8 protein-coding genes are annotated in these 15,920 nt (G+C 41.5%); 3 read left to right on the forward strand and 5 right to left on the reverse strand.

The window, feature by feature from the left end; genetic code table 11:
* Nucleotides 1-5,284, reverse strand: a 5,284-nt coding sequence (locus tag V7150_RS16985; protein WP_335520774.1) for a 5'-nucleotidase C-terminal domain-containing protein, incomplete at its 3' end; no start/stop codon positions are given.
* 594 nt (nt 5,285-5,878) lie between these two features.
* Nucleotides 5,879-6,778 carry a CPBP family intramembrane glutamic endopeptidase gene (locus V7150_RS16990; RefSeq protein WP_335520776.1) on the reverse strand — a complete coding sequence of 300 codons (900 nt, stop codon included), beginning with the start codon at nt 6,776-6,778 and terminating at the stop codon, nt 5,879-5,881.
* Nucleotides 6,779-7,144: 366 nt separating this feature from the next.
* Here V7150_RS16990 and V7150_RS16995 point away from each other — a divergent pair, with 366 nt between their 5' ends.
* A complete protein-coding gene (locus V7150_RS16995) occupies nt 7,145-7,453 on the forward strand; it encodes a DUF4359 domain-containing protein (RefSeq protein ID WP_335520778.1) in 309 nt (102 codons plus the stop codon).
* Nucleotides 7,454-7,470: 17 nt separating this feature from the next.
* Here the strand turns inward: V7150_RS16995 and V7150_RS17000 are convergent, their stop codons facing one another.
* Genes V7150_RS17000 through V7150_RS17010 form a run of 3 tightly spaced genes read right to left on the reverse strand, consistent with a single transcriptional unit; the run spans nt 7,471 to nt 10,349 of the window.
* Nucleotides 7,471-9,255: a hypothetical protein gene (locus V7150_RS17000; RefSeq protein WP_335520780.1), complete on the reverse strand. Its 1,785-nt coding sequence runs from the start codon at nt 9,253-9,255 to the stop codon at nt 7,471-7,473.
* Entirely contained in the window at nt 9,248-10,207 is a 960-nt protein-coding gene (locus V7150_RS17005) for a hypothetical protein (protein ID WP_335520782.1), read from the reverse strand. The genes V7150_RS17000 and V7150_RS17005 overlap by 8 nt, the downstream gene beginning before the upstream one ends.
* Nucleotides 10,200-10,349, reverse strand: a complete 150-nt coding sequence (locus V7150_RS17010; RefSeq protein WP_335520784.1) for a hypothetical protein — start codon at nt 10,347-10,349, stop codon at nt 10,200-10,202. Before V7150_RS17010 ends, V7150_RS17005 begins: the two co-directional genes overlap by 8 nt.
* A gap of 213 nt (nt 10,350-10,562) precedes the next feature.
* Between V7150_RS17010 and V7150_RS17015 the strand changes: the two genes are divergently transcribed.
* A complete protein-coding gene (locus V7150_RS17015) occupies nt 10,563-12,338 on the forward strand; it encodes a VWA domain-containing protein (RefSeq protein ID WP_335520785.1) in 1,776 nt (591 codons plus the stop codon).
* A 126-nt stretch (nt 12,339-12,464) separates the two neighbouring features.
* On the forward strand, nt 12,465-15,857 hold the full coding sequence (locus V7150_RS17020; RefSeq protein ID WP_335520788.1) for a tubulin-like doman-containing protein: 3,393 nt from the start codon (nt 12,465-12,467) through the stop codon (nt 15,855-15,857).
* Nucleotides 15,858-15,920: the final 63 nt, after the last annotated feature.

The following is a 15,920-nucleotide window of genomic DNA, read 5'->3' on the forward strand; positions in this document are numbered from 1 at the left end:
TTTTGTCTAGATAGTACCATTTGCCGCTATATTGCAGCCATCCAGTTTGGATATTTCCCTCTTCATCATAGAAATACCAATGTCCATTTTTGAAAACCCAACCCGTTTCTACTGCTGGTTCTTCTCCAGCGGTGATTCTTCTTTCTACCGTCGGTGAAACCGGGCTATTTTTTGCAAAATAATCGACCAATATCTCATAGTCAACAATCAGTAATTCGTGTATACGGCCTGCATCTTTTGCCTTTTTAAACATCGAGTATCCATCGCCGCCATCAGCTACGAATGCATTTGTCGCAACTGAATATGTTTTAGTCAAATCAATTGATTCAAAACCATTAGCTGTTTTGACTTTTACATCCCAAACTCTATCGTATGCTGGTTTAGCAGGATCATATTTAAACTGGATACCGGAAACCTGCATAAATTGACCTGCACCGCTTTCTACTTTACTTACACTATGCTCAAGGGCATCCCAAATTTCTTTACCCGTTAAATCAAGCGTAACAAGAAGGTTTGCAAATGGCATTACCGTGTAAATGTCACCAAGTGTTACATCGCCCTGGTTAATAGATGCACGAATTCCACCGCCATTTTGCATCGCAATAAAGGTGCCAGGCACCATTTGATTGGCTCTTTGGGCCATCGCATCAGCAATTAAGTTACCAAGGTTTGTTTCTTTATAACGGACATTCGTACGCTCGCCGTCGAGAAGAACACTTGTAGAGCCAACTTTAGTCTTTTTCAATTCTTCTAACGGAGCTTTTAATTCATTAACTTTCGCTAATGCTTCTGCATCAGGTGCATAGGTATTAACGTCAAGAAGTTTGCCGCTTTCCGCTGTTACCACACCGTTTTCATCAAACGTTACGTCAAGTGTACCAAGATACTTGAGGTATTCGTTTGCTTGAACAATAACGGTTGGTTCTGTTTTTTCAACTACAACAGGCTTATCAAGCTTCGTATGGGAATGTCCGCCAACGATTACGTCAATTCCATCGACTACTTTCGCAAGATTCTGGTCTGAGCCGTAGCCTAAGTGTGAAAGAACAACAATTTTGTTAATTCCCTGCTCTTTCAGCGCAGCAACCGTTGATTTTGCTTTTTCCACGGCATTTTCAAACACGATATCTTTTGAAGGGTTTGCAAGGAACGTTGTATCTTCAGTGGTTAAACCGAAAATACCTACTTTTTCCCCGTTAACCGTTTTTACGATTGCCGGATAGATTTTTCCGCCTTCTGGCGCAGCGCTAATTTCGTTTTTGAACAATGGACCTAAAACTGGATCCTTTGTCACATTCACGTTTGCACTTATCATAGGGAAGGTCATTTCACCCATAAAGCTTGCAAGTTCAGCAGAAGTTTTATCAAACTCATGGTTACCAAAGGTCATAGCGTCGTACTTGAGTTTGTTCATGAACCATAAATCAGCTTTACCAAGATATTGGTTAAAGTAAAGTGTTCCAGAGAAAACGTCTCCTGCGTCAACAAGCAAGGCATTTGGTTTCTCGCTTCTTACTTGGTTTACAGCAGTAGTTAACTTCGGATATTGCTCGACATTCGCATGAGTATCATTTACATGCATTAAAGAAAGATTAAATGGTGCAGCTTTCGCTGTGATTCTGCCTTCAACCGTTGGAGCTACAGGACTATTTTTTGTAAAATACTCGGTTAAAATTTCATAGTCTACTAGAAGCAGCTCGTGAATACGGCCAGCATCTTTAGCCTTTTTAAACATCGAGAATCCGTCGCCGCCGTCAGCTACAAATGCATTGGTTGCGACAGAATATGTTTTCGTTAAATCAATCGGCTCAAAGCCGTCAGCTGTTTTCACGTTTACTTCCCAGACTCTCTTATATGGATCCTTCTTTGGATCATACTTGAATTGAAGTCCGGAAACCTGCATGAATTGGCCTGCGCCGCTTTCTACTTTGCTTACACTATGCTCAAGAGCATCCCAAATTTCTTGACCTGTCAAGTCAAGAGTGACGAGGAGGTTAGCAAATGGCATAACCGTATGAATATCGCCAAGCGTTACATCGCCCTGCTGAATGGAGGCACGGATTCCGCCGCCATTTTGCATCGCAATCGTTGTGTTATTTTTCAAAATTTCATTGGCTTTTTGTGCCATACCATCGGCAATCAAGTTACCAAGGTTGGTTTCTTTGTAGCGGACATTTGTACGTTCACCGTCAAGGAAAACATTGGATGAGCCGATGACTGTCTTTTTCAGTTCATCTAGCGGTTTTTTCAATTCATTTACTTTTGCCTGTGCATCTGCATCAGCCGTATACGTATTCACATCAAGCAATTTGCCGTCTTGCGCTTTTACCACACCGTTTTCATCAAAGCTTACATTAAGAACACCGAGGAATTTAAGGTATTCATTTGCTTGGACAATAACAGTTGGTTCAGCTTTTTCAACTAACACCGGCTTATCAAGCTTTGTATGGGTATGCCCGCCAACAATGACATCGATACCATCCACAGCTGTTGCCAGATTTTGGTCTGGTCCATAGCCTAAGTGTGAAAGGACAACAATTTTGTTAACACCTTGCTCTTTAAGTGAAGTAACAGTTGCTTTTGCTTTATCAACCGCATTTTCGAATACAATATCTTTAGATGGGTTTGCAAGGAATGTTGTATCTTCTGTTGTTAAGCCAAAAATACCAACCTTTTCGCCGTCAACCATTTTGATCATGGCTGGATAGATATTTCCGCCTTTTGCATCTGCACTGATTTCATTTTTAAACAACGGTCCTAAGACAGGATCCTTAGTCACATTGACATTGGCACTTAGGATCGGGAACTTCATTTCTTTAATAAAGTCTGCCAATACTTTGGAATCTTTATCAAACTCGTGGTTTCCGAATGTCATTGCGTCATAGCGGAGATCATTCATGAAGCCTAGATCTGCTTTTCCAAGGTATTGGTTAAAGTAAAGAGTTCCAGAAAAAACGTCTCCTGCGTCAACAAGCAATGCATTTGGCTTTTCGCTTCTTACTTGTTTAACAGCAGTCGTAAGTTTCGGATACTGCTCGACATTTGCGTGTGAATCATTCACATGCATGATCGATAAGTCAATTGCTTTATGCTCAGGAGGTGTTGGTTCATCTTTTAAGTTAATTTGTGCCAACACCGCATCATGATCACTGACACGCCCATGTGCATGCGTAAATGGAGAGTTCAAGTGAACGATATCAATTTCAGAGCGGGCTGCTAGATTGTTAGAAACGAGCATGTGATCAAGCACCTGTGAGTTTCCTTGATAGCTATAGGTAAATCGTTCAGGTGCCGGAACTTTTTCAATTAGGTTTGTTAATTCATTTCCTTTTAAGGTTGTTAATGGATTCGAGAATTCGAAATCGTTCAAGTCACCTAGGACGACAACGTTCGCATCCGTGTTTTTACTTTTTACATCTTTAATAAAATTGTTAACACTGCCGGCGATTTGCACACGTTTTGCTTCACTGCCTAGAACAGGCGGTTGATTTTTTCCAAAAATCGGCTGGTCTCCGCCCTTAGAATTAAAGTGATTAGCAATAACTATGACATCTTCGCCTTTAAACATAAATTCTGTAGCTAATGGCTTACGGCTGGAGGAGAATGCCGCATTCGTCGGGTCAATTCTACCAGGGTTTAAGGTTAAGGAACCATTTTCATAGCCAACTGCTTCTGTTGATCCACCTTTTGCTGCTCCTGCTTTCAATGAAACACGGTCTGGATTGTAGATGAAACCAACACGGATGTTTCCGTTTGGCGCCCCGCCGTCTTGGTTATTGGCTGGTTCAATATCGGTCCACTTGTAAGTTGGACCGCCCTTAGCTTTAATAGCATCGATAAGAGCTTGATAGTTTTGGTCTGCAGCTGTTCCGCCAGCAGTTTCTCCATTATTGTCCTGAACCTCTACTAAGCCGATAATATCAGGATTATTCATGTTATTCACAAAGGAATCAGCGATTTTTGCAGTTTTAGCAGCATCAGCCTTTGTATAGTTTTCCATGTTGTAAGAAGCAACTGTTAACTTATCATCATCCTTAACGATTTCGGTTACTTCTTGCGTATAGCCGCTTTCTACTAATTGAGGAAGATCTGCCTTATTAGTTAGAAGCTTATAGTTTTGGAACGTATAGGTGATGACACCCGTTACCGTACCGTTGTACTTATCCCCTGTTTTAACCTTATATGTTTCATCCTTTACGGTGAAAAGGAGCGGCAGTCTTTCAGGGTTCATGTTATCTTTCGTAATCGGAATACCGCCTGGTGTTGTGTAAACTTTACCTTCTACTTTTTCCGCAATAACTGGTACTTCTCCATATCTTTGTGGAGAAACAGCCATTGGGTTTTCAATGGCTACACGCATACCTTCGATACTCTCGTAAAAATCAATTCCATCCTCTTCTGGGTCAAAAGCAGCAAATTGGTCATTATCAACTACTTGAGTTGGCGGGTGAATGTCCTTGCCAATGACAAGTGCCTTCGGTAACTCTTGTCCGCTTGCTAGCTTTGTAATCAGAGACGCATTGATTTCTGTTGACGGAAGATCTGTTTCCAACTTATCGTTATAGCCGGCAACAATCCATTCTTTTACTAGTCCGTCAACCGTTAGTTTATCACCTGCAACAACTCCGTGGCCCTTTTTGTAGACAAGGATCCCTTCGGACGTTTTCGGATTGTTATCAGGATTTGGATCCTGCATATAGAAATTATCCGCATCCCATACTTGAGTGACGATCCCTACAACACCTTTGACCGTTTGATCTTTATATGGTGAAGTATGACTTTCCCCTTGAATGGCACTGATTTTGATGCCATCAGCAGGTGGATCGACTGGCGGATCAACGGGACCGCCTCCTGGAGGTTCAAATCCTATATAAGTTGGACTCTTTAGTCCCGGGACAGTGAAGTATGCTTCTAATGACCCTGTAATGTAAACTTCTTTGCCTAAATTTTCAGGATGTGTTTTTAAATTAAAATTAGTCCTTAATTCTCCTGATGGAAGTTGAACCGGCATTATTTTTGCCGGATCCTTTTCAGTTGGACTATCTGCAATGGCAATATTAGTATCACTATTAAAAGGACCTGTAAATTGATATTTATTCGTTCCAGTAGTGTATCCAACAATATATCCTTTCACCGTTGCATTTCCAGTATTATTCGCAATTGCTTGCGCTACGGTTATGTAATTCTCAGCTGCACTAGCCTGATTGATGTAAGGCAACACGTAGCTGGCTAGTAATGTAACAATAGTTGTTAATATAAAAATCTGCTTTTTAAAAAACTTCAAACCGTTCGCCTCCTTGAGTTTTGAATGTTTATACCTTTGACTTTAGGGTAGTAAACAAACTAAATAGGCATGCCCCCTCTTGTATTTTGTATCCAGGATTTTGGATGCGTTTTCAAATAAGCACCCACAAAGCAGCTAACTTAAAACTATTTATCTATGAACCCCCCTGTTACGACTTTTGTCGTATACCTCCCATTCTAGTATAAATTGCGCCATTACTCTACAATATTTACAATTTTTGCACAAATTTTACCGTTATGTAAAATTAACTCATAACTGTGTTTACAAACAAAGAAACGGCATCTTCTCTTTGCGGAAAGAATTTTGGGGTTAAAATGGTGAATTGTTCCTTTTAGAAAATTCGGGGAATAAACGGTTTTTTTGTCGGTTTTTATAGTAGGTTTGCAATAGTTCTATAGAACTAAATGTGAAGCAAAAACTTGCATTAGAGAGTTTAATACAAGTTTTTGATCTAGAAAAGATTAATTACTTAATGAATGAGGATGGTACTACTCTATATATGTTGATAATAAAGTCAACGAGTACTAGAAGAGGTTCCGTGCTTAGGTACCCGGAACCTCTTTTTAATGATATCTATTCAGCAGCCTGCGCCAGCTCAACTGCTTCCAGCTGGCGCTCCAAGCGTCTTTGTTTTAATTTTTCCAGCGTATAAAGAATCAAATGGACAACCAAAACAGCCAGGGCAAATAGTTCGACAGCATAATCGATATAGTACCATGATAATGTTGCGGTGATATCATAAAGCGCGTGAACGAGAACAGTCACCCAAAGGTTTCGTGTCCATAATAGGATTAAACCAAATAATAATCCCATGTTGGCAAAGGTAACGATGGCCCCGATGCGAATCGACCATGGCTGCTCCGAATCTAGCGTGTGGTCGATACCAAAAAGGATTGAAGTAAGAAACAGTGCGCTCATGAGGAAAATATCTCTTCGCCCGCTCTCCCAGCGGCGTGGGAATATTTTTTTAAAAATAACAAGCAAGAGGATCATGTAAGAAAGCCGCCAAACCTCCTCCAAACCAGCAAGCGTGTCCGCATATAAATCATAGCCAATCATGTCTATTTTTTCAAAAAATGCCCAAACTGGTTCTGTCGACGATCCTTCATCCCCTGGATCATATGCCTGTGTCTCGGCATAGTCCTGAACATATTGATCATAATCAGTGCTAAAATCCTGGAAAGTATAGGTTGAATACATATTGATGACCGTGCTGCCAAGAAAGAAAATCAGAAAGGCTCCCGTGAATTGAAGGGTAAGCTGCCGTTTTGTTTTTGGTTGGTCCGTGGAACTTTTGAGCCGCTGGTGCAGCTTCCAGCCGATAAAAAAGGACGACACCATCATGGCATCATATAGAGTACCTGCCATGTAGCTGTATCGGGTTAAATAGAGGAGAACCTCAGCCCCAATGGTCACAATGAGCATGGCAAAAAGCAACTTTTTCGAAATCGGTTTTGTTAAGTTCGTTGTCATTCCCGTCTTCCCTGCCTCTCCTACTTACCTAAAAAAGTAACCACTAGGATTCCGAACCCATTTAAAAAAAGCAGGAATAGGAAACAGCAAAGTACCCACTTCCATTTTCTCTTCACAGATTTGTCTCCTTTAAATTTATTTATGAAAATACAATTAAATTACCATGAAGCCATGTTTAGCGAAACTAGTAAAAGATAATAATAGTAATAATTTAACATAGCGAAAGGCAAATATCACCAATATATTTTTTCCATTTTTTTATTTACATGGTCTCAAAACGGAAGCGATTTTGGTGATTTTTTAGGTTTCTTTTACATATGAATGTACAAGCAGTAACTGTATTTTTTTAAGATAGGAGTCCAAAAAATGAAACGTCTTGTATCCATCTTTCTCTCAATTTTTATTGTCTTTATTTTATCAGCTACAAATCCTGAACGTGCTGAGTACATCGATTGGATCAATCACAAAGCTATGGAGCAATCGTCAAACCTGTTAAAAAAGGGGCTTCTCTCTGTTGCGGGAAAATCCATCTTTGATGCGGGCACAACCAAATCCGATTATGTTGTTTTCTCGATCTATAAAACCGATTTTACGGATGTTGGGATGGGTAAGGTTACAACCATTGGGATCTTCAATCAATTTATCCCGCTGTCAAGTTTTGAAAAAGGCGAGTAGAGTTAACTCGCCTTTTTCTATTTATCCACTTTTTCCACCTGGAATACCGAGACACGAATCTGCTCCCCATTTTCATCAGTCATATTCTCATATCCAATGAAGCTTCCTATGACGGTATAGTTCTGGTAAATGGTAAATTCCGACTGGCCCCTTAACAGCAAATATGTTTTCTCCCAACGGCTAGTGTTGTAGTTATAGGTTTCCGAAAGTGTGACTAATGCCCCTCCGTTTGCTTTCGCGGTGGCGTAGGCTTTGAAGCGCACTTTTTTCCCGTAGTAGTTGGTAACTTCACTTACATGAATATCAACATAATCTGCCTTTATTTTAGTAAAACGATAGATCCCCTGAGAATCCTGTTCATAATAGGCAAGTTCGCTCGTCCCTTGGCCGGCTGGATTATCCACTAGTAAAACATTCTTCGATTCCACGGTTAGATTATCTGCTTCAACATCAAGAATTTTCACCATCGAACTGGAGCGGACTTCGTAGGCCAAATAATGATGCTTCCGTTCGTTAGATTTTGCATCGATCGAGATGACCGGATTGTTTGATGAACTAAAGCTGCTTTCAAAATCTAGTTTAGTGACGTCCGGCGAGCCATCCAGGGTTCCCTCGGTAACTACCATTACCTCTTCTCCCTTAAGCTTGCCAAAATAGATTCCACCGTCCTTGGAGATAGCTGCAATGACTATGTCTGCCCCCCATTTGTTCTTCGCGTTCACAAAGCTCGGAAATTCCTTTGTAGGATAAAGACGCTTTAGGACGCGAATCGGTTCAAATTTATCCCAGGCGAGATTGGCATTTACGATTAGTTGTTCCGTGTTTTCTAAGGGTTTAAGTGCTTCATAGAGGCTGATGGCATCCTCGTAGTTGTTGCCGGTTGTGAGACTTTTTGCTTTGGACAGTAAATCATTTTTTGCTTTTTCGATAAATAAGAACACCTTGGCATCCTTCATATTCCCTGATAGGTTTCTGACGGTATTTGCCTGCTCGGCAAATACAGCATAATCCTTCTTATCAATTGCGGCATTAAGGACTTTTAACAAATGGGTATCAAGGGTGTTTTTAAGCCAGCCAAAATCAATTGAGAAATTGGTCAGCATGGCAAGTTGCCGATTTCCTTCAGCTACAATCCTGGCAACAGAGGCATTCTCTGCTTTCAATGTCTTGATTTTATTCGTATAATATTGGTGGAAAGCGGTTTGGATCTCTTTTGTTTTTTCGGGATCACCGCCATAGTATTCAGTGGGAATCTTTTTTAAAATAGTAAAAACCTTTTCCTCCTCAGCGTCCCCGTTTATTGTATTATTCTGTAATTTAGCAAGCTGGCTCATTTTTATTGCGGAAAAATAGGCTTTAAAATCCTGATCAAGCTTCGTGGGTACGAGCATCTCCCCATACATATCCTGTTGAAGACGCGAGCCTGACACCCAAATTTTCATGTTCTCCTGCCAGCGTTCATAAGTTACAACGAGTTGATCGAGGTTCTTTTCCTCCTGATATTCAGCTGCCTTTTCATCCAAGTCTTCCATTACTTCACGAATCGGTGAGAGAATCGTAAGCTTCCGGTTAATGTCTTGATTATGGTCAGTGACCGATAGGTTTCGCTTTGCAGCCCGGAATTTCTTTTCTGCGTCTACTAAATCTCCTGACTTAAACAAACTCATTGCTTCCACATAAGCAGCGAGTTTTGCATGTGCCATAATGATTTTGCCGCCGACAAGTACAAGCAGAATTACAAGCAGCAGCAAGAAAAAATTCTGCGACCTGTTCACTTTTTTATAAACAGTTGACTTAAACATGACTAATGACCCTTTCTCTTTCAATTGTAAAACTCTTGAAATCTGGATCATAATGATACTTTTTTGCAACTACACGCATTGTTTTTTCCTTAAGTCCTCCCCACTCCACCTCAGGGTTTGCATGGATGATACTGCACAGTCTAAGCACTCGTTCCTTAGGAAAATAGTCAAGGAATTCTTCGATAAACGTGGAAAACTCGAGAATGTACAGCTTCATTCGTAATGCCGTACCGGCGACAGAAACAAGCGAATCCATCCCGAAATCAATGACAATCGCATCACGATAGTGAATAAAATAAGCGATACACTTTTTCGTAATCAGCATACGGTTTATTTTTAACACCTCAAGCGCATATTTCACAAAATCCTTATCATATGATGAAGGAATAAGCCCTTCAAGCTCAAGCTCCATGTCGCTCCGTAGGGCAATATCGTTTAACACCATCACGCGTCGGACTTTCAATCGATCTGTGGAAATAAAATCGCCAATTTCACGAAGCTTTTCATAGGCCGCGGCTAGTCTCTCCTCTTTGACATCGGCTTTGGCTAGGTCGCTGTCATACTGGATGCCCGCCTGAATTTTGCGGAAATCCGCTCTAAGAAGCTTTTTCATTTGATGAAAATACTCACTTTTCATGAACAGAGAGGTCAAAGCAACGTAGCTGATACAAAAGATGATTCCAGCGATTAAGGAATAGTACATAGTTTTGATGGTTGGGGCAAAAACAATGCCAAGACAGACAACTATTAATATTCGAATTGCTTCCGTCGTTAAACGTTTTTTTAAAATAGATTTGACGAGACTCTCAATTCCTACAAGATTAGTGCCGCATGTCGGACATATTTTATCCTTTAAAACGGAATAGCGATTGCATTTTTTGCACATTTTTAGCTTTTGAAAGCGATATTTTGTTCGTTTTTTCTTTGATAACTGGACAGCCTGTTTAGCCAATGGAATCACCCTCATTTAACATGATGACTAATTCATCATCGATATCCTCGAAATGGCCGCTGCTGTGTTTATTTTTCAAAACTTTATAGGTTTTCCAGAGAAGGATCAATACTAGAATACTAGTAAATACGATGACGTACATGGTATTCCTCCTGTTCAAATGATATTATCTTACACAAAATTACACAATTTTCCCAAAATAGTTGGTTAATTTATATTATAATAGGAAAATTTTTATAATTCTAGGGATTATTGCTTGGGAATATAATGACAGCGGTGGTAAAATAAGTTTACATCAAGGATTTTTTGTAATATTTGCGCGAAATAGGAAACTGCTCGTGGAGGTTGCACACAGATGTTAAAAAAATGGATCTGTAGTTTTATAGTCATTACTTTCTTACTCTGCAATAGTAGTTATTTAAGTGTACGCGCTGCAAGTCCACTGCATTCCACTTCCCGGATTGAAGGAATGCTGGTCGTGGATGTAAGTAATTCCATGAAGAGCAGCGATCCGAATAATATTAGCAATGAAGCAATGAAGATGTTTATTGATATGGCCTCCCTAAACGGGGATAAAATCGGTGCCATTGCTTACGCCGATGAGGTAATGAGGGAAAAGGCACTAGTCAAGATCCGCTCGGAACAGGATAAACAGGATCTGAAGGATTTCATTGACTCGGTTGGAAAATACACGTATACCGATTTATCCACCGGGTTGAAAGAAGCTGTTAAGGTGTTGGACTCAAGCCATGAGCAGGATTACTTTCCATTAATTGTCCTTTTAGCCGATGGCAATAACGAATTGAATCCGAAGAAGTCTAAGACTGCTGCCCTGGCGGAGGACGACCTAAAGAAAGCCGTTTCTGATGCGAAAGCGAAGGGATATCCCATCTATACTATCGGCTTAAACGCTAATGGCAAGCTGAATAAAGACGTGCTCACGAATGTTGCCGAGAGCACAAACGGGAAATTCTTTGAAGCTACCTCAGCAGATAGACTTCCAGGAATCCTTAGTGAAATTTTTGCCAACCATTTAAAGTTGAAAATTGTCCCGGTAGACCAATTAGTAGGGAATGGTGACTTTCAGGATATCACTATACCTGTGCCAAATGAAAATGTGTTAGAAGCGAATATTTCGCTTATTTCAAGCCAGCCGGTTGAGGTTAAGCTGATCGATCCTTCCGGTAAAGAGCTAGGGATCCCTTCCGATCAGGTTCTGCTGTCACGGTCAAAGACCTACTCGATGGTTAAGCTGATGAAGCCGGTACAGGGTGATTGGACGTTAAAGGTCAAAGGGGTACCGCAGGATAAAATCGATATCAATCTTGTTTTTAACTATGATTTACAGCTAAAGCTGTCCCCGCTTGCCAAGCAGAGCTACAAGGCGGGCGAAACCGTTCAAGTCAGAGCTATTTTTGAAGATAACGGCACAGCCATTACAGATAAAGAAATCTATAAATCTATGAAAGCGACCGCTTATGTAAAAGACATCGACAAGGGAAATACGGAGGAATTTGTCTTAAATGCCGATGCTCAAGGGTTTACCGGTCAGTTCAAGCTCGGAAAATCCACAGGCTATGAAGTTGTCGTAAAAGCTGAGGATAATAGCTTTTTCCGTGAGACTCAGCCGGAAAAGATTATCGTGCAAAATTCGGCAGCTGCACCTGTAGCGGCAAAGCCAAGTTCAACGGAGGACGAGATACCATTCCCATGGCTTTATGTAGCTGCTGGTGTAGTCGGTGCCCTCCTGCTTGCAGCCCTCGCTTACATCGTGCTTTCAAAATTGAAACAAGCAAGCCGTGGCTTTAGCGGCCAAATGATCGTAGAAATAAAGGATGAAGATACAGGTGAACGTATCAGCCCGCAATTCAAGAAATTAAAAGGCTTTAAAGGAAAGTTTCGGCTGCACCAGCTCTTGTCGCTGTCACCGGAATTTACAGAGACGGAGCAAATCATATTTAAACCCGCTTCGGGTGATGCTCTGCTAATCGTCAATCACTCTGACTGTACAATTGAAAAAGGCGGCCGAGCCATTGACGCCAAAAAAGGCCTTGTTGTAAAACGAAACGATCGCCTGCGGATCATTCCTAAAAAGGTTAATAAATCTATTTACATTGAGTATATAAGTTAACTCGAAAAGCGTAGTAAGGGTGTCAGGCACCACTTCGCGGTGCCTGATCCCTTAACTTGAATCCTAACCACGATATTTTTCGTCTTTATATGTATGAGTATTTAAACAGCCAAGGAGGAATTTTGCATGAAAGCTAATGTGAGAGAGCATATTCAGCAGTTGGATGTTTCGTTAGGCGGGGGCATCATTTCGGAGAAAATTCGCGTTGATACGATCGATAACCCTATGCTTGTCATTGGCCTTGGGGGCACCGGGATTGATGCCCTGCTCAGGCTCAAGTACCAAGTCAACCGCCGCTTCAAGCTGCCACAGGATCCTTTATCGAAAAAGAAAAAGGAAAAGCCGAATAACATTGAATTTTTAGCATTTGAAACGAATGAATATGACCGCAATAAAAAATACAAAGGCATTGGCCTTGACCCGAACAAAGAATTTGTCCTGCTTTCCAACCCGGAAATCGGCGGCCTGCTGCAAAATCGCAGCACGATTGAACCGTACATAAAGGAATGGCTGTCACCAGAACTATTGATTACCGACGGTATCAGCGGTGCCTCGGGTGTCCGTCAAGCCGGCAGACTGCTGCTGTTTACAAAAATCAATCAAGTCGTTCAAACGATTGAGCGAAAAATAGAAGCCGTTCTTGAAGGGACAAATAAACGGCTCTATGTCTTCATCTTAACTGGGCTGTCCGGGGGAACAGGCAGTGGCTGCTACCTTGATATTGCCTATATCACCCGCGGCATCATGGAGCGGAAATTCGGCTCAACCGGTGTCGATAAAGTCAGCATGCTTGGTTACCTGTTCACGCCTGATGTGAATTTGTCCAAACGAGGCTTAAGCTCGCACACCGTCGAATATATTGAGAAAAATGGCTATGCATCCCTAAAAGAACTTGACTACTGGATGAACTGTGATGAAAGAAATGAACGCTTCAAAATGAAATACGGCAGCCTCTTAGATGTCAACTCCCCCATGCCGCCGTTTAATCTCTGTCATTTGATCTCCGGGACAAACCTTGAAGGCAAATGGCTCGAGAATGCCTACGATTACTGCATGAATGTCACCGCTGAAAATATCACCAACTTTATGGCCAATGAAGAAAAGAAATCTGGCGAAGAGTTTGCCATCCACGACTATATCAGCAACATCCGCACCAATATCGCCCAAATGCCGAAGCCATATGCCGCCAACTACCAATACAACATTATTGGCGCATCGATGGCAGAGATTCCACTCGAAGAAATGACAACCTATATTGGCTATAAGCTGTTTGAAAAAATGAACATAATGTTTGATGCCGGTCCCGATCAATCGGAAGTCGAGCAGTTTTTAGAAAAATTGCGTATCGACCCGGATTCTGTCCATCAGCGCTTTAATGAACGCGTGCCGGAACCATTGTCAGGATTTGAAAACAGCGACCGCTTCTCATACAACAATGTGATAAAAACTTCAGTGATCAATCTTGATGAAGAATTAGACCGTGAATTTTTACTAAAAGCAAAGGACCAATACCGTAAATGCAAGAAACAGCTGCCGGGAGAAATCATGGAGGAGTTCCGCCGCCACATTGAGCGCTTATTCCTCCATCCGAAAAAAGGGCCAATCTTTGCATCGCGCTTGATCTACTCCAACGATGGTTTCTGCTTGTTGAAAACATTGCAGGCATATGTGGAAGGACTTCGCGACCGCTTAGAGCGCCTGCCAAAAGCGATTACTACAGAGCAGGAATATGCCTACAGCAAGCTAGAAGATGCCCGCAGCGCCTTTATTTCAAAGGATCGCAAAAAGAATGCCTATATTGAAGCCAAACTGAATGAATTTTTTGCTCGGGCGGAAAAGGCCAGAATTGAAGAAATGATCGAATTCTATGAGGACCTATACCAGCTTTTAAACAACCAGAATAACAAGATTTATGAGGTGTATAAAGAAATCTTAGAGACGCTGAAGACAATTTTTGAAAAGAACGCTGATATCCTTGTCGATGGTGAGGAGGTAAAACGCGACCACGATGCCACCTATTATTGGCACCTTGTCAGTGTTCCCGATGTCGCTCGTGAAATTCAGCGAATGTTTGATTCAAAGGATGGAGAATTGTTGGTGCAGCAATGGTCGGAAATGCTCCTTGAAAAATCCACCTATTGGGTAAAGGAAACCGATATCGATGTTGTTGGCACTGTTTCCGAATTCCTAACCGACCAGTTCGGGGAGTTGATTACGAAGTCGATGGAAGACTTTTTACGGCTGAAATACGGCGATGACCTGCCCATCGACAAGATTATTGAGGATAAGATTGCGGCACGCCTTGACCGTGATGCTCTGCCAGTATTCCACCTTGCCAACAGCAACGGTCAGCTTCACTTCCCACAATGGGGCTTTGTATCTGTACCGGTGAAGGCACCGAATATTTTCAATGGGATAAAAAATTTCGAGCGCCATTCGCTTAGTCATTCACGCTTCACGATTAAAGAAAGTGAGCTAAAAAACCGGATTTTCTGGTTGAATACGAAAAATGGGATTCCTTTGTTTGCGTACTCGCCGCTGTCCCTATACGAAACAGCATATGAAAAAACAATTTTAGAAAAAGAAGGAGTTGGCCGTCATCTTGTGCAGACTGCGAAGGAAAACTGGGCTTACCTCCCTTCACCGATTCCGGAAAAATCATGGGGAGATACGTACGAGAACGAACGTGTTAAACAATATAATGCCGGAGTCCGTGCCCTATTTGATCAAGCCAAAGGCTATGGCTGTATCACGGAGAAAAATGATGACCAAAATACAAGTGCTAGATTCCAATGCCATTTTACAAAAGACGTGAATATTGGGGCGTTATTTGCTGTGCATGACGTAGATCCGAAGAAGATAGAAAAAGCGAGTCTCGGAAGCTTGAAGCAAGTGCTCCGTCAGCTGAAAGACATGTTTGCCGGCAACATGGAGATTGTTGGGTCGAGTGATATTTTTGGCAGTACGAATGTAGAACTTGCTAAGGAAAACTTCATCCGTTCCCCTAAACTAATTGAAAAAGTGAAATTAGAGGTACGGAAATATCGTTTTATTCAAGAAAAGATCACCGAGATAGAGCAAGTTCTTGCTTCGCAAAAAGATAAAGAGATGATGATGAATCAGTTCATTCAGGCCATTTATACTAGAACCATTAAGAAGCGCGGTGCCCTCTATGTTTACGATAAAGAAATTGAAGAAGATGCATGGGAGCCGTTCGTGAACCTGATGAAAACGTCGAAGTTTGTTGAATTTGAAATCTATCAAGCTTTTCAATCATTAAATCCAAAGCAAATGGCGCAGCTCGAAAAGAAATCGGAACGACGCAGCATTGAGTTAATCAATCAAGAAAGTGCTGCGCAGCTAATTTTTGCTTTAGAGGAAATGGCCGCATCCTATCAAAAGGAAAAGGAAACCCTTGATTATGACTACAAGGAATTTGCTAACGGCGAGGAATTATACGATTTTTACAAAGAACTGATGATCAAGGTACAGGAGATGCTGCGGCAGTTAAAATCATAAGGAAACGACATTAGTGTGTCACCAATGAGCGGATAAACGCAGCCAATTGGTGGATAGCTATCT

This window comes from Neobacillus drentensis (assembly GCF_036965245.1).
Lineage (GTDB): Bacteria > Bacillota > Bacilli > Bacillales > Cytobacillaceae > Neobacillus > Neobacillus drentensis_G.